Origin of the sequence: Pantoea sp. FN0307 (genome assembly GCF_050113815.1) — a bacterium.
In the GTDB taxonomy this organism is placed as follows: Bacteria; Pseudomonadota; Gammaproteobacteria; order Enterobacterales; family Enterobacteriaceae; genus Mixta; species Mixta alhagi.
Genome location: NZ_JBNJSO010000005.1, coordinates 47925 through 68008, shown reverse-complemented (window position 1 = coordinate 68008; position 20084 = coordinate 47925). Strand labels below are relative to the sequence as shown.

Annotated in this window: 19 protein-coding genes and 1 other annotated feature; of the genes, 7 read left to right on the top strand and 12 right to left on the bottom strand. The window is 53.4% G+C overall.

What is annotated here, in order from left to right:
• Positions 1-26 precede the first annotated feature (26 nt).
• Together mog and tal are read right to left on the bottom strand one after the other, a co-directional pair.
• The gene (gene mog / locus ACQE3Z_RS15135; RefSeq protein ID WP_426974425.1) at positions 27-614 is read right to left on the bottom strand and encodes a molybdopterin adenylyltransferase; all 588 of its coding nucleotides are present in this window, start codon (positions 612-614) and stop codon (positions 27-29) included.
• Positions 615-749: 135 nt separating this feature from the next.
• Entirely contained in the window at positions 750-1703 is a 954-nt protein-coding gene (gene tal / locus ACQE3Z_RS15130; protein WP_085068059.1) for a transaldolase, read from the bottom strand.
• Positions 1704-1911: 208 nt separating this feature from the next.
• Here tal and yaaA point away from each other — a divergent pair, with 208 nt between their 5' ends.
• Positions 1912-2688: a peroxide stress protein YaaA gene (yaaA, locus tag ACQE3Z_RS15125; RefSeq protein ID WP_426974424.1), complete on the top strand. Its 777-nt coding sequence runs from the start codon at positions 1912-1914 to the stop codon at positions 2686-2688.
• Between the two features lie 92 nt (positions 2689-2780).
• Here yaaA and thrC read toward each other — a convergent pair whose 3' ends face one another.
• The 5 genes from thrC to ACQE3Z_RS15100 form a co-directional block, all read right to left on the bottom strand.
• The gene (thrC, locus tag ACQE3Z_RS15120; RefSeq protein ID WP_426974423.1) at positions 2781-4067 is read right to left on the bottom strand and encodes a threonine synthase; all 1287 of its coding nucleotides are present in this window, start codon (positions 4065-4067) and stop codon (positions 2781-2783) included.
• A 3-nt stretch (positions 4068-4070) separates the two neighbouring features.
• Positions 4071-5000 carry a homoserine kinase gene (thrB, locus tag ACQE3Z_RS15115; protein WP_426974422.1) on the bottom strand — a complete coding sequence of 310 codons (930 nt, stop codon included), beginning with the start codon at positions 4998-5000 and terminating at the stop codon, positions 4071-4073.
• Between the two features lie 2 nt (positions 5001-5002).
• Positions 5003-7465 (bottom strand): bifunctional aspartate kinase/homoserine dehydrogenase I, encoded by a 2463-nt coding sequence (gene thrA, locus ACQE3Z_RS15110; RefSeq protein ID WP_426974421.1) that lies wholly within the window; start codon positions 7463-7465, stop codon positions 5003-5005.
• Positions 7466-7491: 26 nt separating this feature from the next.
• Positions 7492-7609 (bottom strand) — a sequence feature (Thr leader region).
• A complete protein-coding gene (thrL, locus tag ACQE3Z_RS15105) occupies positions 7548-7616 on the bottom strand; it encodes a thr operon leader peptide (RefSeq protein WP_071883749.1) in 69 nt (22 codons plus the stop codon). (Overlaps the previous feature by 62 nt.)
• 206 nt (positions 7617-7822) lie before the next feature.
• A complete protein-coding gene (locus ACQE3Z_RS15100) occupies positions 7823-8503 on the bottom strand; it encodes a tRNA/rRNA methyltransferase (RefSeq protein WP_250651776.1) in 681 nt (226 codons plus the stop codon).
• 611 nt (positions 8504-9114) lie between these two features.
• Here ACQE3Z_RS15100 and arcA point away from each other — a divergent pair.
• Positions 9115-9831, top strand: coding sequence for a two-component system response regulator ArcA (gene arcA / locus ACQE3Z_RS15095; RefSeq protein ID WP_085068065.1), 717 nt, complete (start codon positions 9115-9117; stop codon positions 9829-9831).
• Between the two features lie 38 nt (positions 9832-9869).
• Here the strand turns inward: arcA and creA are convergent, their stop codons facing one another.
• A complete protein-coding gene (gene creA, locus ACQE3Z_RS15090) occupies positions 9870-10343 on the bottom strand; it encodes a protein CreA (protein WP_085068066.1) in 474 nt (157 codons plus the stop codon).
• 198 nt (positions 10344-10541) lie between these two features.
• Here creA and robA point away from each other — a divergent pair, with 198 nt between their 5' ends.
• Complete coding sequence (robA, locus tag ACQE3Z_RS15085; protein ID WP_426974420.1) at positions 10542-11420, top strand: MDR efflux pump AcrAB transcriptional activator RobA; 879 nt, start codon at positions 10542-10544, stop codon at positions 11418-11420.
• A gap of 32 nt (positions 11421-11452) precedes the next feature.
• Here the strand turns inward: robA and gpmB are convergent, their stop codons facing one another.
• A complete protein-coding gene (gpmB, locus tag ACQE3Z_RS15080; RefSeq protein WP_426974419.1) occupies positions 11453-12100 on the bottom strand; it encodes a 2,3-diphosphoglycerate-dependent phosphoglycerate mutase GpmB in 648 nt (215 codons plus the stop codon).
• A 51-nt stretch (positions 12101-12151) separates the two neighbouring features.
• Here gpmB and yjjX point away from each other — a divergent pair, with 51 nt between their 5' ends.
• On the top strand, positions 12152-12688 hold the full coding sequence (gene yjjX, locus ACQE3Z_RS15075) for an inosine/xanthosine triphosphatase (protein ID WP_085068069.1): 537 nt from the start codon (positions 12152-12154) through the stop codon (positions 12686-12688).
• Between the two features lie 6 nt (positions 12689-12694).
• Here the strand turns inward: yjjX and trpR are convergent, their stop codons facing one another.
• The gene (gene trpR, locus ACQE3Z_RS15070; RefSeq protein ID WP_426974418.1) at positions 12695-13015 is read right to left on the bottom strand and encodes a trp operon repressor; all 321 of its coding nucleotides are present in this window, start codon (positions 13013-13015) and stop codon (positions 12695-12697) included.
• Positions 13016-13059: 44 nt separating this feature from the next.
• Positions 13060-14994, bottom strand: a complete 1935-nt coding sequence (sltY, locus tag ACQE3Z_RS15065) for a murein transglycosylase (RefSeq protein ID WP_426974416.1) — start codon at positions 14992-14994, stop codon at positions 13060-13062.
• Positions 14995-15190: 196 nt separating this feature from the next.
• On the opposite strand from sltY, the gene deoR reads away from it, so the two are divergent.
• Both deoR and ettA read left to right on the top strand, forming a co-directional pair.
• Positions 15191-15955: a DNA-binding transcriptional repressor DeoR gene (deoR, locus tag ACQE3Z_RS15060; RefSeq protein WP_426974415.1), complete on the top strand. Its 765-nt coding sequence runs from the start codon at positions 15191-15193 to the stop codon at positions 15953-15955.
• 136 nt (positions 15956-16091) lie between these two features.
• The gene (gene ettA, locus ACQE3Z_RS15055; protein ID WP_250651771.1) at positions 16092-17759 is read left to right on the top strand and encodes an energy-dependent translational throttle protein EttA; all 1668 of its coding nucleotides are present in this window, start codon (positions 16092-16094) and stop codon (positions 17757-17759) included.
• A 30-nt stretch (positions 17760-17789) separates the two neighbouring features.
• On the opposite strand, the gene ACQE3Z_RS15050 is transcribed toward ettA, so the two are convergent.
• Positions 17790-18686 carry a LysR family transcriptional regulator gene (locus ACQE3Z_RS15050; RefSeq protein ID WP_426974414.1) on the bottom strand — a complete coding sequence of 299 codons (897 nt, stop codon included), beginning with the start codon at positions 18684-18686 and terminating at the stop codon, positions 17790-17792.
• Positions 18687-18781: 95 nt separating this feature from the next.
• Here ACQE3Z_RS15050 and ACQE3Z_RS15045 point away from each other — a divergent pair, with 95 nt between their 5' ends.
• Positions 18782-19783 (top strand): zinc-binding alcohol dehydrogenase family protein, encoded by a 1002-nt coding sequence (locus ACQE3Z_RS15045; RefSeq protein ID WP_426974413.1) that lies wholly within the window; start codon positions 18782-18784, stop codon positions 19781-19783.
• The last annotated feature ends 301 nt before the right edge of the window (positions 19784-20084 follow it).

The window sequence follows — 20084 nt, the reverse complement described above, 5'->3', positions numbered from 1 at the left end:
GATCTTATACCTGAAAAAGTTGTTTTTCAGGAGTTTGTATCACGTCTGGCGCTTTTAGGGCGAAATGCTGCTACGACATCCGGGTTGGTCTCAATGTAAGGGCCTTCCAGCAGCTGAATACAGTAAGGCACGCTGGCAAAAATACCGGCTACCTGCACCTTACCACTCTCATCTTTTAACCCTTCCAGCGTCTCTTTAATCGATTTCGGCTGGCCCGGCAGGTTAAGAATTAAAGATTGCTTGCGGATCACGCCAACCTGACGTGAAAGGATCGCCGTCGGCACAAACTGCAGGCTAATCTGCCGCATCTGCTCGCCAAAGCCCGGCATTACCCTGTCGGCTACCGCCAGCGTTGCGTCCGGCGTTACGTCGCGTCGTGCCGGGCCGGTACCGCCGGTGGTTAAAACCAGATGGCAAAAACGCTCATCCACCAGCTCGCAAAGCGTCTCTTCAATCAGCGGTTGCTCATCCGGTACCAGCCGCGTTTCGATAATAAAAGGCGTAGTCAGTGCGGAAGAAAGCCAGGCTTCCAGAGCGGGAATGCCCTGATCCTGATAAATGCCATTAGCGGCGCGATCTGAAACCGAAATGAGTCCAATGCGTAACGTATTCATAGTGATATTCATGACAGAAACTGTCGCAACGCGAACAGTTAAGGTTTGGGATTAACGGCAAGAATACTACAGGGTGGGAAAGGATGCCTAACGTGAGCTGCCGCAGCCGGAAACCGGGCTGCGGCAGCTTTGCGATTACAGCAGTTCTGCAATCATTTTTTCCAGCTTGCCCTGGTCAACCGCAAAGTTACGGATGCCCTGCGCCAGCTTGTCTACCGCCATCGGATCCTGGTTATGCTGCCAGAGGAATTCCGCTTCGGTCATTTTGGCCGGACGCGCTTTCACTTCACCGCTGAAGGAGAGCTTACGCTCAACGCTGCCTTCGCTTTCTGCCAGCTCTTTCAACAGCGACGGAGAAATGGTCAGGCGGTCGCAGCCTGCCAGTTCCAGGATCTCGCCCACGTTGCGGAAGCTGGCGCCCATCACCACGGTTTCATAACCGTGCTGCTTGTAGTATTCGTAGATTTCACGAACGGAAACCACGCCCGGATCTTCGTGCGGTGCGTACTCTTTCTTATCAGTATTGGCTTTGTACCAGTCAAGGATACGGCCAACAAACGGGGAGATCAGGTACACGCCCGCTTCTGCACAGGCGCGCGCCTGGGCAAAAGAGAACAGCAGCGTCAGGTTACAGTTGATGCCCTCTTTTTCCAGCTGCTCCGCTGCGCGGATGCCCTGCCAGGTAGAGGCCAGTTTGATCAGAATACGATCATTGCTGATACCGGCATCGTTATAGAGTTTAATCAGGCTGCGCGCTTTTGCGACGCTCGCTTCGGTATCGTAAGAAAGACGTGCATCCACTTCGGTAGAGATACGGCCCGGGATCAGCTGCAGAATTTCCAGACCGATATTGACCGCCAGTTTGTCAGAAGCGTACTGAATTTGTTCTTCTTTATTGCTGCTCTGCTGACGCGCCCAGACGATGGCTTCATCGATCAGCTTGCGGTATTCAGGGATCTGCGCGGCGTTAAGAATCAGAGAAGGATTGGTGGTAGCGTCCTGCGGCTGGTACAGCTTCATTGCGGCGATGTCACCGGTATCGGCAACAACGGTGGTCAGCTGACGTAAAGAAGTAAGTTTGTCCGTCATGATGGGTTCTCTTGATATGTAACTTTCAGGGGTAAAATCTGTTGCGATAATATCACGCACGTGCCGACGCGCAATGCGCTGATGGTGCGAATCAAAAGAGGTCAGGCCGATAGTAATGATTTGCCTGGGCTGTGCGCTTTTTTGTTAAAATCAGCGGCCAGAATCAAGAAAAGTTTAAAAACCTGCGGGTTACGCTAAGGAACTATCGATGTTAATGGTCATCTCGCCGGCCAAAACGCTGGACTACACCACGCCGCTGGCGACGCTTCGTTATACGCAACCCGCACTGTTGGAAAAATCACAGCAGCTGATCGCTGTGGCGCGCGATCTGTCGCCCGCACAAATCGCGTCGCTGATGAGCATCAGCGATAAGCTGGCCCTGTTAAACGCGCAGCGTTTTAACGACTGGCACCCTGATTTCACGCCGGAAAATGCACGACAGGCGATTCTGGCCTTTAAAGGCGATGTCTATACCGGCCTGCAGGCGGAAAATTTCAGCGAAGCGGATTTCGATTTTGCTCAGCAGCACTTACGTATGCTTTCAGGCCTGTATGGCGTATTGCGGCCGCTGGATTTAATGCAGCCTTATCGTCTGGAAATGGGCACCAGGCTGGCCAGCCCGGCGGGTAAAGATCTTTACAGCTTCTGGGGCGATACCATTACCGAAGCATTGAATGAGGCGCTGGCTGCTCAGGGAGATAATTTACTGATTAACCTGGCGTCGGATGAATATTTCAAAGCGGTACAGCCGAAAAAGCTGAATGCACGCCTGATTAAACCGGTTTTTCTTGATGAGAAAAACGGCAAGTTCAAAATTATCAGTTTCTATGCCAAAAAGGCGCGCGGCCTGATGTGCCGTTATATCATTGAAAATCGTCTGCAGGCGGCGGAGCAGCTAAAGCAGTTTAACCTTGAAGGCTATTTCTTCGATGAGGCGAGCAGCCATGGTGACGAGCTGGTGTTTAAGCGTCACGAACAGGCCTGATCTGCGGATAATAAAAAGCCATCTGCCGGCGAACGGGCGCCCCGATAAACGAGGCGCCCTTCACCGGCAGGCGGCTTTTTTATGACTTAGCCTCAGAACTGAGTAAGAAACGCGCGCAGCTCAACAAAGTCCGGCTTCATTTTATGCGACAGCAGCGGCAGATCGGCGCGCTCTGCCAGCTCATCAGGCAGCGGCAGCGTCTGCTGCAAGATCTCTTCAACGCTCTCTTTGAATTTTGCCGGATGCGCGGTACCAAGGAACAGACCAAATTCGCCCGGCTGCAGTTGATCGCGCAGCATACGGTAAGCGATAGCGGCATGCGGCTCGGAGATATAGCCCAGCTGCGCCAGCTCTCGCATCGTGCTACGGGTCGTTTCATCATCCACGGCACCAAAACCGAGATCGTTCAGGCGCCAGGTTTTCCGACGGAACAGCTCTTCGACGCGCGGCCAGTTATTCGGCTGGCTGACATCCATCGCGTTAGAAAGCGTGGCGACAGTGGTATTCGGCTGCCATGCGCCGCTGGAGAGAAAACGCGGCACGGTATCGTTCTGGTTGGTGGCGGCGATAAAGCGTTTCACCGGCAGCCCCAACGATTTTGCCAGCAGGCCCGCCGTCAGATCGCCAAAGTTACCGCTGGGCACTGAAATCACCAGCTGATTACGTTTTTCCTGCGGCAGTTGCGCCACCGCCTCAAAGTAGTAGCAAATCTGCGCCAGCAGGCGGCTGATATTGATCGAATTCGCGGAATTCAGGCCAATGGCTTTCTTTAACGCCTCATCATCAAACGCCTGCTTCACCAGCGCCTGGCAGGCGTCAAAGTCACCGTCGATAGCGATGGTGTGAATATTGCCGCCCAGCGTACAGAACAGCTTCTCCTGCAGCGGGCTGATTTTGCCCTGCGGATAGAGGATAACCACGCGCACATTTTCCATGCCGTAAAAAGCATGGGCCACCGCCGCACCGGTATCACCGGAGGTGGCGGTAAGAATGGTGATCTCTTCATCTGAGCCGCTGATATAAGAGAGCATCTGAGCCATAAAGCGGCCGCCGAAGTCCTTAAAGGCTAACGTCGGCCCGTGAAACAGCTCCAGGCAGGCGATATCTTCTGTTACCGGCGCTACCGGCGCAGGAAACGCAAAAGCGGCCTTCACACGCTCCGCCAGCTGGTGCGGTTCAACTTCATCGCCAATATAAGCAGAGAGGATTTTGCTGCTGCGGGTGACGAAATCCATCTCCAGCATGGCATCAATATCCGTCAGCTCAAATTCGGGCAGCTCCAGTGGAAAAAACAGCCCCTGCTGCGAACCCAGCCCCTGCTTCACCGCCTGCGCAAAGCTTACCTGTTCGTTGTGGTCCTTAAGATTGTAGAGTTTCATGCGTTATCCCAGTTTTCGTGCGCCCGCCGTGTCGGCACGGCAAATATGGACGAAGCCTTCATCATTTTGCAGATAGTTTTGCTGCAGCCAGTCCGCCATGCGCTGCGCCGTTTCCTGATTATCACAAACGGCGAACAGCGTCGGCCCAGAGCCGGAAATACCACAGGCCAGCGCGCCGATATCCTGCGCGGCCTGACGTGCCGCGGCAAAGCCGGGCAGAAGTTTCGTACGGTAAGGTTCGGCAATAACATCGCGCATCAGCTTCGCCGCCAGCTGTGGCTGAGCGGTATGACAGGCATGAATAAAGCCTGCCAGATAACGCCCGTGCTTAATGCAATCCTCTTTACGATACTGCGCCGGCAAAATCGCCCGCGCCTCAGCGGTAGAAACCTTGATACCCGGATAGGCCATTACCCACAGCCAGTCATCGAAACAGGGTACCGCCTGGCTAATAATGCCATTCTCTTCCAGCATCAGCTGCAGGCCGCCCAGAAAACAGGGCGCAACGTTGTCGTAATGCACGCTGCCGGAGATGCGCCCTTCCAGCTCGCCCATCAGCGTCAGCAGTTGAGTATTGTCCAGCGGCCTGCCGCTGAACTCATTCATCGCCATCAGCCCTGCCACTACGGAACAGGCGCTAGAGCCAAGCCCGGAGCCGATGGGCATGTTTTTCTCCAGCGTCATGCGCACTGGAACGCTTTTTCCCGTGGCTTCGCAAAAGCGTTTCCAGCACTGATAAACGATATTCTCCTGCGGATCGGCGGGCAGTTTGCTGACAAAGCGTCCCTGATTAATCAGGCTGAACGTATCAGCTGCTTCAACGGTCACGCAGTCGCCTAACAGGGAACCATCCACCGGCGACACCGCTGCGCCCAACACATCAAAGCCGACGCTGACGTTGCCAATTGAGGCCGGCGCATAAATTTTTACCATGTTTAGACTCCTAACTTCCATGACAGGGTGCGTAACAGATCGGCAAATACGCCTGCGGCGGTAACATCATTACCGGCGCCGTAGCCGCGCAGCACCAGCGGAATCGGCTGATAGTAACGGCTGTAAAACGCCAGCGCGTTCTCACCGTTTTTCACTTTATACAGCGGGTCATTGCCATCTACCGCATCGATTTTCACGCGGCAGCGGCCCCCTTCTTCAATCGCGCCAACAAAGCGCAGCACTTTGCCTGCTGCACGCGCCTGCTCAACCCGATCGGCAAAGACTTTATCCAGCTCAGGCAAACGTTGCATAAAGGTCCCGACATCGGCAATTGCCGTAAATTCTTCAGGCAGTACCGCTTCAATTTCAATATCGCTCAGCTCCAGCTGGTAACCCGCCTCGCGGGCCAGGATCAGTAACTTGCGCGCCACATCCATACCGGAAAGATCGTCACGCGGGTCGGGCTCGGTAAAGCCCATTTCACGCGCCAGCTTTGTGGCTTCGGAGAGCGTCATGCCCTCATCCAGCTTGCCGAAAATAAAAGAGAGCGATCCAGACAGAATGCCAGAGAAGCTGATTAACTCATCGCCCGCGTTCAACAGATTTTGCAGGTTTTCAATAACCGGCAGGCCAGCGCCGACGTTGGTATCGTAAAGGAACTTGCGACGTGATTTGGCTGCTGCCACACGCAGTTGCTGATAATAGTTCCACGAAGAGGTATTGGCCTTTTTATTCGGCGTCACCACATGGAAGCCGTCCGTCAGGAAATCTGCATACTGATCGGCCACCGCCTGGCTTGAAGTACAGTCTACAATTACCGGATTCAGCAGGTGATATTCTTTTACCAGACGCAGCAGGCGGTCCAGCTTAAACGGCTCATTTGCTTCAGAGAGCGCGCTTTTCCAGTTGCTGAGATCGATGCCATGCACATTGGTCAACAGCGCTTTGGAGTTCGCGATCCCGCATACGCGCAGGTCGATATGCTTGTTCTTCAGCCATGCCTGCTGACGATGCAGCTGATCCAGCAATGCGCTACCCACGCCGCCGACGCCGACAACAAACACTTCGATCACCTGATCGGTATTGAACAACATCTGGTGAACCACGCGCACTGCGGTGGTGACTTCATCATTATTGACCACCACGGAGATAGAGCGCTCCGATGAACCCTGGGCAATCGCAACGATATTGATATTGGCTCGCGCCAGCGCCGCAAAGAATTTCGCTGAGATGCCGCGCTGGGTACGCATGTTATCGCCAACAACGGAGACGATCGCCAGTTGCTCCATCACATCCAGCGGCTCAAGCAGGCCATCTTTTAACTCCAGATAGAACTCATCCTCCAGCACCCGACGCGCCCGCGCCTGTTCGCCCTGCGGCACACAGAAACTGATGCTGTATTCAGATGAGGACTGGGTAATCAATACCACAGAGATGCCCGCTCGCGACATAGCGGCAAACACGCGCGCCGCCATCCCGACCATGCCTTTCATGCCTGGCCCGGAGACGTTAAACATCGCCATGTTGTTCAAATTGGTAATGCCTTTAACCGGATTGGCATCGTCGCTGGTGTCGCCGCCGATCAAGGTGCCGGGCGCCTGGGGATTGGCGGTATTTTTAATCAGACAAGGGATCTGGAACTGGGCGATGGGAGCAATGGTACGGGGATGTAGCACCTTAGCGCCAAAGTAAGAAAGCTCCATCGCTTCCTGATAAGACATCGATTTCAGTAAACGCGCATCGGGCACCTGACGCGGATCGCAGGTATAGACGCCGTCCACATCCGTCCAGATTTCACAACAGTCAGCACGCAGGCAGGCAGCCAACACCGCTGCGGAATAGTCAGAGCCATTACGACCCAGCACCACCAGCTCGCCGCGTTCATTACCGGCGGTAAAACCAGCCATTAAAATCATGCTATCCAGAGGAATTTGGCTGGCGGCAATACGGCGCGTAGACTCAGCGATATCAACCGTGGATTCAAGATAATGACCATGCGCCAACAGCATGCTGACCGGATCGATAACGCTGACGCGATGACCGCGCGCCTGTAGCAACGCTTCCATGATGGCGATGGAGAGCTTTTCACCGCGGCAGATAATTGCGGCGTTAACGCTGTCCGGACACTGCCCCAGCAGGCTGATGCCGTGCAGCATTTGCCGGAGCTGCATGAACTCTTTATCAACCAGCGCCTGTAGCCGCTCCCAGGCAAAGCCCGGCTGCGCGCGCTGCAATCCCTGCAGCAGCGCAGCAAAAATCTGTTCTGCGTCGCTGATATTCGGCAAGGCATCCTGACCGCTGATGGTTTTTTCAATCATCGCCACCAGGTGGTTAGTGATTTTGGCCGGGGCGGAAAGCACGGTTGCAACCTGTCCCTGCTTCGCGTTGCTTTCAAGTATATCGGCAACCCGCAGAAAACGTTCCGCATTTGCCACTGATGTTCCGCCGAATTTCAGCACTCGCATGGTTAAGGATCTCCTGAATTTAAGCCGAAAAAAAAGCCCGCACCTTATCAGGTGCGGGCTTTTTCTCTTTTTCCTGTATGCGTCAGCCCGCACCGTTACCTGTGGTAATGGTGGTAGTAATAATGATGGTGTTCAGGCTGTTTGTACGCATGTCGATTTTATCTGTCTGTTTCTGTGTCTGTCTGCTTTTCAGAAGTAAAGCAATCTCCTGATGAAGTCAATGGATTTATCGCCGCCGCAAAACCACTGCCACCACAGCGGAAACGTTAAATTCTGCCGCACCTGGATAAATCTGTTACGCCCTTTCCGCATGATGGAATCATTAACCAGTTTCCCACACGTAATCCAAATTTTCCTCTAGAGATTTTTTTCAATGTCATGCAGCAATCGGTGCAGCATAGCGCTATCGCGTTGTTCCAGCAGACCGATTCGTTGTTGTATCCAGTCTGCCAGCTTTTCATCATCGGCGACCTTCAGTCGCTCCAGCAGCGCCGCTAAACGCTGGCGCAGCGCATCAAGCTGCTGATGATCTGCCGCGACAGCTGCCGTCGCAGCCACTTGTCGTAACGAAGCCAACTGATAGCAATAGACCATGACCGCCTGCCCCAGATTCAACGAAGGATAATCGTTGGCCATCGGAATGCCGGTTAATAAATCTACCTGTTCCAGCTCTTCATTTGTTAAACCGCTATCTTCACGACCAAAAACCAGTGCCGTACTGCCTGTCCATTGCTGTTTTTCGCGCAAAATCGTTTCTACTTGTTGCGGTGTTGCGTAATAACGGAATTTGGCCCGGCTGCGTGCCGTGGTGGCTACCGAAAAATCGATATCGGCCAGCGCAGCGGAAAGAGAGGAGTAGTGTTGAATATTATCAATGATATCTCCCGCCCCATGCGCCACGATGCGCGTCGCCGGATCGCGCCAGGCTTCGCTCTGAACAATACGTAGCTCAGAAAACCCCATTGTTTTCATTGCACGTGCGGCCGCGCCAATATTTTCCGGGCGGGCCGGGGAAACAAGAACAATCGGAAAATTCATATAAACCCTGAAGATAAATTTATGGAAAGCGATACTGTGACATGACGACATGTTAAATAACAGCATCAATCACATAACATACAATTAACTTATTAAGTTTTAGCGGTAAAAAGTAAGATTTAACGCCTTTAAAGTCTTTAATTAATCAGAACATTAATAACAAAGAAATATCATAAATAAGATCTTATAAATCAAAATTGTCTTTTAATAATTAACTTAGTAAACTTTTGTCCACTATCAGTTGGCTCAGACATGGTTTAAGGACCGATAATTGTGAGCTAAGCTGGCATTCTGGTGAGCATTTTTCACAAAAGTGTTAACGTGCTACACTTGATTTGATATAAGTCAACGAAGCGTTGTTTTAATGCTTATTGGTTGTAGCCTGTGCTGTTATCTTGCTGTTAATGCAGCTAGGATAACAGCCATTTGGCACTGCCGGGGCATGCAGGATTTATCCTTATGGCTGAGCTGACAATGTTGTTGACGTTGATGGATGGTGCATCAAGAACATAATTCTGTACTTCAGTTATCCGGGCAAACGTCTTTTTCACCGCGTTAACGGCAGTACATCCTGTTTCCGATTTTGTTGGCAAATTTTAGGTAGCGAACTCATGCAGATCCCGCATATTCTTATCGTTGAAGATGAACTAGTCACGCGTAACACTCTAAAGAGCATTTTTGAAGCCGAAGGCTATGAAGTGTTCGAAGCGACGGATGGCGCAGAGATGCATCAGGTATTGACCGAAAACGATATTAATCTGGTGATTATGGATATCAACTTGCCAGGTAAAAATGGTCTTTTACTGGCGCGTGAGCTACGCGAGCAGGCAAACGTTGCCCTGATGTTCTTAACCGGGCGCGACAATGAAGTGGATAAAATCCTGGGCCTGGAGATCGGCGCGGATGATTACATCACTAAGCCTTTCAACCCGCGTGAATTAACCATTCGCGCACGCAATCTGCTTTCCCGCACCATGAACCTCTCCGCCATTAGCGAAGAGCGTAAGCAGGTTGAAAGCTATAAATTCAATGGCTGGGAGCTGGATATCAACAGCCGCTCGCTGATCAGCCCGAATGGTGAGCAGTATAAGCTGCCGCGTAGTGAATTCCGCGCCATGCTGCACTTCTGTGAAAATCCTGGCAAAATTCAAACGCGCGGCGACTTGCTGAAAAAGATGACTGGCCGTGAATTAAAACCGCACGATCGTACGGTTGACGTCACGATTCGTCGTATTCGCAAGCACTTTGAATCAACGCCAGATACCCCAGAAATCATCGCGACCATTCATGGCGAAGGTTACCGTTTCTGCGGCGATCTGCAGGAATAATGCTTTAAAAACGGCGAGGCGACTCGCCGTTTCTTCTTTTAGTGCCCCCACGGCATAATGGGAACCGCACTCAGCGCATTTTTAGGCGAGCCTTCCACCACTTTATCTGAATATGAAAGATAAATAAGCGTGTTCCGCTTTTGATCGTAGAAGCGCACCACCTGCAACTTTTTAAACAAGAATGAAGTGCGCTTGCGGAAAACTGTTTCGCCCTGCGCTTTGCCCTGCGCAATGCGATCGCTTAAGGTCACCGGCCCCACCTGCTGGCAGGAAATTGCGGAATCAGACGTATCTTCTGCCAATCCTAACCCCCCTTTGATCCCGCCCGTTTTAGCACGGCTCACATAGCAGGTCACATTTTTCACGTCTGGATCGTCAAATGCCTCAACCACGATTTTATGGTCAGGACCAAAGATCTTGAACACCGTATCTACCGACCCGATCTCTTCAGCGGCCACGCCAGCAGAGAATAAGGTTGCCATTGTAATTATTAATAATTTTTTTATTATCATACCGTTACCATTGTATATTATTAAAGTTGTTCGCTATTACGTCCCGCTAAGGATAAACCGGGCCAATTCTATTGCTCCTCATTTGCATGGGGTATAGCACAATCTAACAAGTAAAACCTTCAGCGGCTTTTGCGCATTTAGTGCTATGATCCCGCGACTTTGCGTTGCCTGCGCCAACTAAGTACAAGAGGATGTTTTATGGACCAAGCTGGTATCATTCGCGATTTGCTTGTCTGGCTGGAGAGCCATCTCGACCACCCCCTGTCACTGGATAATGTGGCGGCAAAAGCAGGTTACTCCAAATGGCATCTGCAAAGAATGTTTAAAGAGGTAACCAGTCATGCGATTGGTGCCTATATTCGCGCCCGACGTTTGTCAAAAGCGGCGGTAGCGCTACGTCTTACCAGCCGTCCGATTCTGGATATCGCTTTGCAGTACCGTTTTGATTCACAGCAAACCTTTACCCGCGCCTTTAAAAAACAGTTTAATCAAACACCGGCATACTATCGCCGTGCATCAGAGTGGAACGCATATGGTCTGCGTCCGCCGATTCGCCTGGATAATTCTACGTTGCCGGAAGCGCGCTTTGTTACGCTGCCGGAAACCGTACTGGTGGGGCAAACGCAAAGCTATACCTGTACGCTGGAGCAAATTTCCCTTTATCGCGACGAGATGCGCATCCACTTCTGGCAGCAGTTCCTGCTGGAAACCGATACGGTTCCGCCCGTGCTGTATGGGCTGCATCAGGTGCGTCCGAGCCAGGAAAAGGACGACGAACAAGAGATACTCTATACCACTGCGGTGCCGTCGGATCAGCTGGCTAAACCCATGCAGTCAGCGCAAACCGTACTGCTGGAGGCTGGCGATTATGTCCAGTTTAATTATGAAGGCCCGCGCAGCCAGCTTCAGGATTTTATTCTGATGCTTTATGGCACCTGTATGCCGACGCTACAGCTGACACGCCGTCAGGGACAGGATATTGAGCGTTTTTATACGCATGGCGGAAAAAAGCTTTCCGAGCCGCCGAAAGAGATCCGCTGCGAATATTTGATCCCCATTCGCCGTACCGACAGCTGATCATTTCGGGCCCGCATTGCGGGCCCGTTTGTTTAGCGCTGCAGTTCATCCAGCGCGGGCAGATCGAGATGCGAAATATCGCCTGCGGTTTCCACTACCCAGCCGCTTGCCAGCCAGGCGCTTTGCTGATGATCGACGCGTGAAAGCGAACAGTTACGCAGCCGCAGCCGCCGTTCCGCATGTGCAGGCAATCCCAATAGTGTGCTGACCAGCACGCCCAGCGCCATGCCATGACTCACCAGCAGCGGACGACTTCCCGCTGGCAGCTCCAGGCAGGCATTCAGCGCCTGATGCATGCGCTCCGCCAGTTCCGTCATACTTTCGCCTTCCGGAATACGGCCATTTTCCGTCCCGTTAACTAACGTACGCCGCCAGCCCTCTTCTTCAGCGCTCAACGTATCGATCGGACGCTGTTCCAGCACGCCCATATTCAGTTCTCGCAATCGTGCGTCAAGCGTAACGCTACAGCCGCAAATGTCTGCGATAATTTCCGCAGTACGACGCGTGCGCCCTAAATCACTGCTGATAACGTGGGTGATCCCCAGCGACTTCACCCGCTCGCCAACCTGACGAGCCTGCCGCTCTCCTTTTTCAGTCAGTGCGCTATCCGACTGCCCCTGAATGCGCCTGGCCGCGTTCCAAACTGTTTCCCCGTGGCGAACAAGATAGACCTGTAACATGCTTTTTTTCCGTTATACTGCGTCAAAATTGCGTAGAAGGTTCAGATAATTATGTACCATGTTGTCGCTGCTACCACCAATCCGGCCAAAATTAGTGCTATCTCTCAGGCATTTCATGATGTCTTCGGCGAGGGATCCTGCCACATTGAGGGCGTTGCGGTCGACAGCGGCGTAGCCGCTCAGCCGTTAACGAATGCAGAAACGCGAACTGGCGCACGCCAGCGGGTGATGAACGCACGTAAGGTCAGGCCTGAAGCCGATTTCTGGGTCGCGATTGAAGCGGGTATTGAAGGCAACGACGCTTTTGCATGGATGGTGGTGGAAGATCACAAACAACGCGGTGAATCCCGCTCGGCCAGTTTTACTTTGCCTGCGCCTGTCATGGCGGGCATCCATGCCGGTCACGAACTGGGTGAAGAGATGGCGCGCCTTACCGGCATTGACAATATCAAGCACAAAGGCGGAGCGATTGGCGTGTTTACTCAGGGTTTGCTGACGCGTAGCAGCGTCTACCATCAGGCGTTAATTCTGGCACTTTGCCCCTTCCATAACGCTATCTATCAGCAGCCGCTTTCCCCGCCGCAGTAAGCCGTATCATTTCACGGATAGCTGCACGTCCAGCCAGGCCTTTAACGCAGGCGGCGCGGCGCGCAGGCTGTTGGAACCACGCGTAATTGTCGCAATACCCACGCCAAGATCGTTTTTCAGCTCACGCTGGCTCATCTCGCCGCGTAACAGCTCCTCAATAATGCGCAGACGTGTGCCAAATGCTTCGCGCTCGTCTGGCGTCATCATCAATTGCAGCAGCGGCAATTGTAAATCCTGCCGGAACGCCTCCTCTAACAGGCTAACAAAACGTAGCCAGTTTTCATCCTGCGGCTCGGCAGTGATCGGGATTGGGGAATGTGGAGTCATGAAATTCTTCCGTACTCATTGGCGAGTACGGAAGAGTAACATATTCAGTAGCGACGCTGCCACTCGGCATCAGAGAGAAGTTTATCCGGCTGCCCCAGGAAATAGCGATAGTAAGCGTCATAGGCGAGTACGTTTTTCACATAGCCGCGCGTTTCTGAAAAAGGAATGGTTTCAATAAAAGCCACCGCATCCAGCTGACCGTTACTGATGCGCTGCCAGGTGCGTACCCTGCCCGGCCCGGCATTATACGCCGCCGAAGAGAAGATACGGTTCTGGTCAAATTGCTGATAAACATGATCCAGATACTGAGTACCGATCTGAATATTGGTTTGCGGATCCAATAGCTGGCTGCTGTTTACATAGCCCGGAATGCTGTACATCTTCACCGTATGGGTCGCGGTAGCGGGCATCACCTGCATTAATCCAGCTGCGCCCACCGGCGAACGCGCTTTAGGATTCCATGCGCTCTCCTGCCGGGCGATAGCCATCGCGTAGCTTGGCGGTATGGTTTTACCACGCGTGTTTTGCGTGAACTGCTCCTGCCACGCCAGCGGGAAGCGCTCGGTGAGATTATTCCACAGCTTGCCGGTTATCGTGGCCTGCACGCTCAGATCCCACCAGCCATGGTTCAGCGCGTAACGCGCCAGCATTTGCTGTTGCGATGCGGTTTTGCTGGCAACCAGTCGGTTCCATTCGCTCCGCGCAAGGTTATCCATTCCCCAATACATCAGCTCACGCACGCGTGCGATTTCCGGGCCGTTATCAAGCGTGCTATCCGGACGTGGCGCTTCATCTACCCGCAGCGGATATTTCTCTCCCAGACGCTGCGCGGCTACCATCGGATAGAAGCCGCGTTCCTGCATAAGCTTACGCAGGATCTCCTCCGCTTCCTCTTTGCGTCCACGCTCCAGCAGCAGATCCGCCTGCCAGTATTGCCACTCATCTTTCTGCTTCGCGTCAGGATCCAGCCGCGCAATCCAGGTGTTTAATCCACGCCGATCGTTATTGCTTAATGCCAGACGAATACGGCGTTCCAGCAGCGGCACCGAACCGCTGCTCATTACCGTGTTATCACGCCAGCGCGCCTGTTCGGATGTGACCTCTCTGCTCATTAACTGCCATGCCACCGCCTCCTTCATCTCCTGGATTTCCTGCTCGCTCATCTGCTGTAAGCGTGCCAGCCCAGGGATCATCGCGCGCGCATTCTCCCCATCTTCACGCGCCAGTCGCGCCAGCGCTAATGAGGTTGCCTGTCGGGTAAAGTTTGTTGGCCCAACGCTGCGGGCGAATGCTTCTACCGTGGCGGGATCGTTTTGCAGCGCCATGATGGCGTCGGCCATGGTTTGGTAATTGGAGGGCAGCTGTTTAGCAAGGAAATTAACCAGGCTGGTATTGCCTGCGATCATCGCCAGGCGGATACGCTCCAGCGTGGTAATTGGCGTTTGCTCACCCGCGGCTTGCCAGACAGAAAAAAGTTTGTCACAGCCGCTCGGCAGCGAGCTTCCACGCAGCCAGATTGTCTTCGCCCCTTCCCAGGCAACCTGTTGCTGGCCGGTCGCCCATTTAGCGTAATACCAGTTGCAGCGAGCAGCGACTGGCTGCGGCTCCTGCGGGCTAAATACCAGCAGACCGCGCCAGTCCTCACGGCGCGCCAGCTCATTAACAAAGCGTGACGACAGCGTGCGCACCGGCGGCAACGTGGGATAACGTTTAATAAAAGCGTTAACCGCCAGGCCGGTTTCCTGATCGAGATGCTGCGACAGCTGGCGATATTCCAGATAAGGATAAAGCGGATAATCTTTCAGCGTGGGCATCAGCTGCGCCACCACATCCATCTGATTATTATCCCATGCCTGTTTGATTTGCTGGTAGCGGCTGCGCTGTTCATCCAGCGAATCCGCCAATACGCTGCCGCTGGCGGCAAGCAGGCATAAACCAGCTAACCAGTAACGCCCCCTCTCCTTGCTGTGAGTCACCACACGCTCTCCTCTTACTGTTATCCGATCCGGCCGGATGGCCTGGCTCTCTTCATGCTAACCAGGCGGTTGGCGTCGTGCCACGTTCTTCACAAAATTTACTTTCTGGTCGGGGATCACAGTGACCGCCAGGCAGCGGCTGACGCTTCACTTTTTTAGCGTTAACATAAGGAGAAACAGACCAACAGGGAACGCGATAATGGAAACCCGGCGCGACGAGCGAATTAATAAACTGGCGCAGGCGCTCAAGCGCATCGATAAAATTCATTTGAAAGAGGCGGCGCGGCTGTTAGGCGTTTCAGAAATGACGATTCGTCGCGATCTTAACGAGCCGCCCTCCAGCCTGGTTTTACTCGGCGGTTATATTGTGAGCGATCCGCGAAATGCGCACGGGCACTATTTTGTTTCCGATCAGCAACTGCATAACGTCAATAAAAAACGCCAGCTGGCACAGCGGGCGGCCAGCCTGATTAAACCTAACGATACGGTTTTTTTCGACTGTGGCACCACTATGCCGTGGGTGATCGATGCGATAGATGAAGGCTTGCCCTTTACCGCAGTCTGCTGCGCCATTAATACCTTTCTGGCGCTTAAGGAAAAAAGCGCCTGTCGCGTTATTCTCAGCGGCGGCGAGTTTCATCCTGACAACGCGGTGTTTTCTCCGCACGGCAACCTCTCTATTCTGGATGAGATCTGCCCTACGCTGGCGTTTATTTCCGCTGCCGGTATCGACCCACAACAGGGCGTCACCTGCTACAACTTCAATGAGTTACCCATGAAGCTTCGGGCGATGGCACGCGCGCAGCGCAAGGTGTTGCTGGCTGACAGCAGCAAGTTTAATAAGGTTCTGCCGGCGCGCATTGGCGAGCTGGATCAGTTTGATATGCTGATCAGTGACAGCGCGCCGCCGCAAGCGCTGGCTGAGCACCTGCAACAGCAGGCGGTTACGCTGCTGCTGCCCTGAAAAGATCCTGGCACCTGCCAGGCAAACAATCGCCCAGGATGATGGCTGTGATTAAGCAAGGAAAACCGCTAAACTTGCAGTTCTGAGCGGGCGATGTGCCCCGATTACCACACAGACCATAAGAGGCTCATTTCACGTGGCTCAATTCGTCTACAGCATGCATCGCGTCGGAAAAGTTGTTCCGCCGAAGCGTCATATTCTTAAGAACATCTCCCTTAGCTTTTTCCCGGGCGCAAAAATCGGCGTACTGGGCTTAAACGGCGCGGGTAAATCTACGCTGCTGCGCATTATGGCGGGCATCGATAAAGACATCGAAGGCGAGGCGCGTCCGCAGCCTGGCATCAAAATCGGCTACCTGCCGCAGGAGCCGCAGCTCAATCCGGAACATACCGTACGTGAATCGGTAGAAGAAGCGGTAGCTGAAGTGGTTGGCGCGCTGAAGCGTCTCGATGAGGTTTACGCGCTGTACGCCGAACCGGAAGCCGATTTTGACAAGCTGGCCGCTGAACAGGGCAAGCTGGAAGAGATTATTCAGGCACACGATGGCCATAACCTGAACGTGCAGCTGGAGCGCGCCGCTGATGCGCTGCGCCTGCCGGACTGGGAGGCTAAAGTGGCCAATCTCTCCGGTGGTGAGCGCCGCCGCGTGGCACTGTGCCGTCTGCTGCTGGAAAAGCCGGACATGCTGCTGCTCGACGAACCCACCAACCACCTGGATGCTGAATCTGTCGCCTGGCTGGAGCGCTTCCTGCATGATTTCGAAGGCACGGTAGTGGCTATCACCCATGACCGTTATTTCCTGGATAACGTCGCAGGCTGGATCCTGGAGCTGGACCGTGGCGAAGGCATTCCATGGGAAGGCAACTACTCTTCCTGGCTGGAGCAGAAAGATCAGCGTCTGGCGCAGGAAGCTTCTCAGGAAGCGGCGCGTCGTAAATCGATTGAGAAAGAGCTGGAGTGGGTACGTCAGGGCGCGAAAGGCCGTCAGTCAAAGGGCAAAGCCCGTCTGGCGCGCTTTGAAGAGCTGAACAGCACCGAATACCAGAAACGTAACGAAACCAACGAACTCTTTATTCCACCGGGTCCGCGCCTGGGCGATAAAGTGGTGGAAGTGAACAACCTGCGTAAATCGTACGGCGATCGTCTGCTGATTGACGATCTCTCTTTCTCCGTGCCGAAAGGCGCGATTGTCGGGATTATCGGTCCGAACGGCGCGGGTAAATCCACACTGTTTCGTATGATGTCCGGTCAGGAACAGCCGGACAGCGGCAGCATCACGCTTGGCGATACGGTGAAACTGGCCTCTGTGGATCAGTTCCGTGACAGCATGGATAATTCAAAAACCGTCTGGGAAGAAGTTTCCGGCGGGCTGGATATCATGAAGATCGGCAATACCGAAATGCCAAGCCGCGCCTACGTGGGCCGTTTTAACTTTAAAGGCGTCGATCAGGGCAAACGCGTTGGCGAGCTTTCCGGTGGTGAGCGCGGTCGTCTGCACCTGGCAAAACTGTTGCAGGTCGGCGGCAACATGCTACTGCTGGATGAACCAACCAACGACCTGGACATCGAAACCCTGCGCGCGCTGGAAAACGCCCTGCTGGAGTTCCCGGGCTGCGCGATGGTGATCTCGCATGACCGCTGGTTCCTTGACCGTATCGCCACCCATATTCTCGACTATCAGGGCGAGGGTAAGGTGGAGTTCTTTGAAGGTAACTTTACCGAATACGAAGAGTACAAGAAGCGTACCCTCGGTGCGGAAGCGCTGGAGCCGAAACGCATCAAATACAAGCGTATGGCGAAGTAAATCTGAAAGCGGCCTGCGGGCCGCTTTTTATTAGCGATAAAACGCCCGAAACGCCGTGCTTTGCTGGGCGAAGTCGATAAAGCGCGCCAGCGCAGGTGAATTCAGCTTGCGCCCCGGCCAGACCAGCCACAGCTCATTCCCTTCCGTTTCCCACTCCGGCAGAACCTGCACCAACTCTCCACTGGCAATCGCGGCTTCCGTCAGAAAACGCGGCAATAGCGTAATGCCAGCATCGTTGATAGCGCATTCGCGCGCATAAAGCAGGTTATCCGTTAAATGCATAGAGGGCAGCAGCCAGCGATAGTGCTCTTCTTCACGGCGCAGCAACCACTCTTTCCAGGCTCGGTGGGCGATACAGCGATGCGTCGCCAGCTGTTGCGGATGCGTGATCGGCGGATTTTTTGTCAGGTAGTTTGCTGAAGCAACCAGTAGCCGCTGACAAAGTCCAACACGTCGGCCGATGAGCGACGAATCCTGCGGCTTGCCGGTACGCAGCGCCAGATCGAATCCTTCCTGCACCAGGTCGCGCATATCATCAGACACCGACACTTCCAGCGTAACGTCCGGATAGCGCTGCTGGAACTCAGCGTTACAGCGCGCCAGCAGCGTCGCCCCAATACCGGCGGGCGTGGTGATCCGCAATCGGCCGCTTGGGTTGTCGCGCAGGCGCTCAATAGCCAGATCTGCACGTTCGCTGGCCTGTATCATCTCCTGACAGTGAATAAGATAGCGTTCACCTGCGAAGGTCAGGTTGAGCTGGCGCGTTGTGCGATTAAGCAAACGCAAACCTATCGCCTGTTCCAGCTGGCTAATGCGCTGGCTGACGCTCGATTTTGGCAGACCGGCGCGCCGGGCAGCGGCAGTAAAGCTTCCGCTTTCAGCCACCAGCGCAAACAGCGCCATATCCTGTAACCGCTTTAACGCCATTGTTCACCTGTTACGAACACTGTATGAGTTATTGTCCATCTTATCACTGTTGCTCTGGCCTATTACACTGACTCCATCAACTAAGGAGAAATCATATGACTATGCGTGCTATTGCTGTTAATCCTCAAAACCCGGCGCAGTTCACAGAAATTCAGTCGGAAAAACCCACTCCTGGCGAGTACGATCTGCTGGTGGAAGTTAAAGCCGTATCAATCAACCCGGTCGATACCAAAGTGCATAAAGGCGTACAGAAGAGCGGTCTGCAACAGCCGCGTATTCTGGGATGGGATGCCAGCGCAGTAGTGGTTGAGACAGGCAGTAAGGTGACGCAGTTTGCGCCCGGAGACGAGGTTTACTACGCGGGCGATATTACACGTCCGGGAAGCAACAGTACCTTTCAGCTGGTAGATGCGCGCATTGTGGGCCGTAAACCGCAGAGTCTTGACTGGGGCGCAGCGGCAGCCATCCCGCTAACGGCATTAACCGCCTGGGAAGGCCTGTTTGAGCACCTGCGTATACAGCAAGCAACCGAAGAGCAAACCCTGCTGATTATCGGCGGCGCTGGCGGCGTGGGCTCGCTGGCCATCCCCTTTACCAAACTGCACAGCAAAGTTCGGGTCATCGCTACCGCCTCACGTCCTGATTCGGTGCAATGGTGTAAAGAGCGCGGGGCTGATATCGTGATCAACTATAAAAATATGCCGGAGGAGCTGGAGCAGCACGGTATCAAACAGGTGGATTATATTTTCTGTCTGAACGATACCGACGGTCACTGGGATACCATCGGCAAGCTGATTGCGCCGCAGGGCCAGATCTGCACCATTGTTGAGAATGCGCATCCGCTGGATATGGAACAGTTGAAACTCAAAAGCGCGGCGTTGCACTGGGAATTTATGTTCACCCGCAGCATGTATCAAACGCCGGATATGGCTCGTCAGGGTGAGATCCTTAACGAAGTGGCTCAGCTGCTGGATGCAGGAAAAGTAGAGAGTACGCAGAACGAAACGTTACACGGATTAAGTGTTGAAACACTTACTCAGGCACATGCGCGTGTCCTTGAAGGACATATGCGTGGCAAAGTAGTTATTACTTACTGATTGCCGCTGTTCTGCTGCATTAATAGTGCAAAACGTTAAATGTTTCATTAAAAAAGTAAGTGAATCGTAGAGATTAAAAAACGCCCCTGAATCGGGGCGTTCATTTGCGTTAAATAGTTATTATTTTAAGTGATTTCGAAACCGTTTCCTTAACCTGTTTCAGCCCAACCCATTTTACTCCCGCCACCCTATTGCGCAGTTAAATAATGCTAACAGATAATATCTGTATTACCTCTGGTTAAATTTAACTGATGATATTTTTGTTTACTGTTTCGCCATAGATAATTTCTAACAAAAATAA

Bases quoted from the DNA above. Each gene is read 5' to 3' on its own strand.
- mog (WP_426974425.1), bottom strand. From the start codon at position 614: ATGAATACGTTACGCATTGGACTCATTTCGGTTTCAGATCGCGCCGCT.
- tal (WP_085068059.1), bottom strand. From the start codon at position 1,703: ATGACGGACAAACTTACTTCTTTACGTCAGCTGACCACCGTTGTTGCC.
- yaaA (WP_426974424.1), top strand. From the start codon at position 1,912: ATGTTAATGGTCATCTCGCCGGCCAAAACGCTGGACTACACCACGCCG.
- thrC (WP_426974423.1), bottom strand. From the start codon at position 4,067: ATGAAACTCTACAATCTTAAGGACCACAACGAACAGGTAAGCTTTGCG.
- thrB (WP_426974422.1), bottom strand. From the start codon at position 5,000: ATGGTAAAAATTTATGCGCCGGCCTCAATTGGCAACGTCAGCGTCGGC.
- thrA (WP_426974421.1), bottom strand. From the start codon at position 7,465: ATGCGAGTGCTGAAATTCGGCGGAACATCAGTGGCAAATGCGGAACGT.
- ACQE3Z_RS15100 (WP_250651776.1), bottom strand. From the start codon at position 8,503: ATGAATTTTCCGATTGTTCTTGTTTCCCCGGCCCGCCCGGAAAATATT.
- arcA (WP_085068065.1), top strand. From the start codon at position 9,115: ATGCAGATCCCGCATATTCTTATCGTTGAAGATGAACTAGTCACGCGT.
- creA (WP_085068066.1), bottom strand. From the start codon at position 10,343: ATGATAATAAAAAAATTATTAATAATTACAATGGCAACCTTATTCTCT.
- robA (WP_426974420.1), top strand. From the start codon at position 10,542: ATGGACCAAGCTGGTATCATTCGCGATTTGCTTGTCTGGCTGGAGAGC.
- gpmB (WP_426974419.1), bottom strand. From the start codon at position 12,100: ATGTTACAGGTCTATCTTGTTCGCCACGGGGAAACAGTTTGGAACGCG.
- yjjX (WP_085068069.1), top strand. From the start codon at position 12,152: ATGTACCATGTTGTCGCTGCTACCACCAATCCGGCCAAAATTAGTGCT.
- trpR (WP_426974418.1), bottom strand. From the start codon at position 13,015: ATGACTCCACATTCCCCAATCCCGATCACTGCCGAGCCGCAGGATGAA.
- deoR (WP_426974415.1), top strand. From the start codon at position 15,191: ATGGAAACCCGGCGCGACGAGCGAATTAATAAACTGGCGCAGGCGCTC.
- ACQE3Z_RS15050 (WP_426974414.1), bottom strand. From the start codon at position 18,686: ATGGCGTTAAAGCGGTTACAGGATATGGCGCTGTTTGCGCTGGTGGCT.
- ACQE3Z_RS15045 (WP_426974413.1), top strand. From the start codon at position 18,782: ATGACTATGCGTGCTATTGCTGTTAATCCTCAAAACCCGGCGCAGTTC.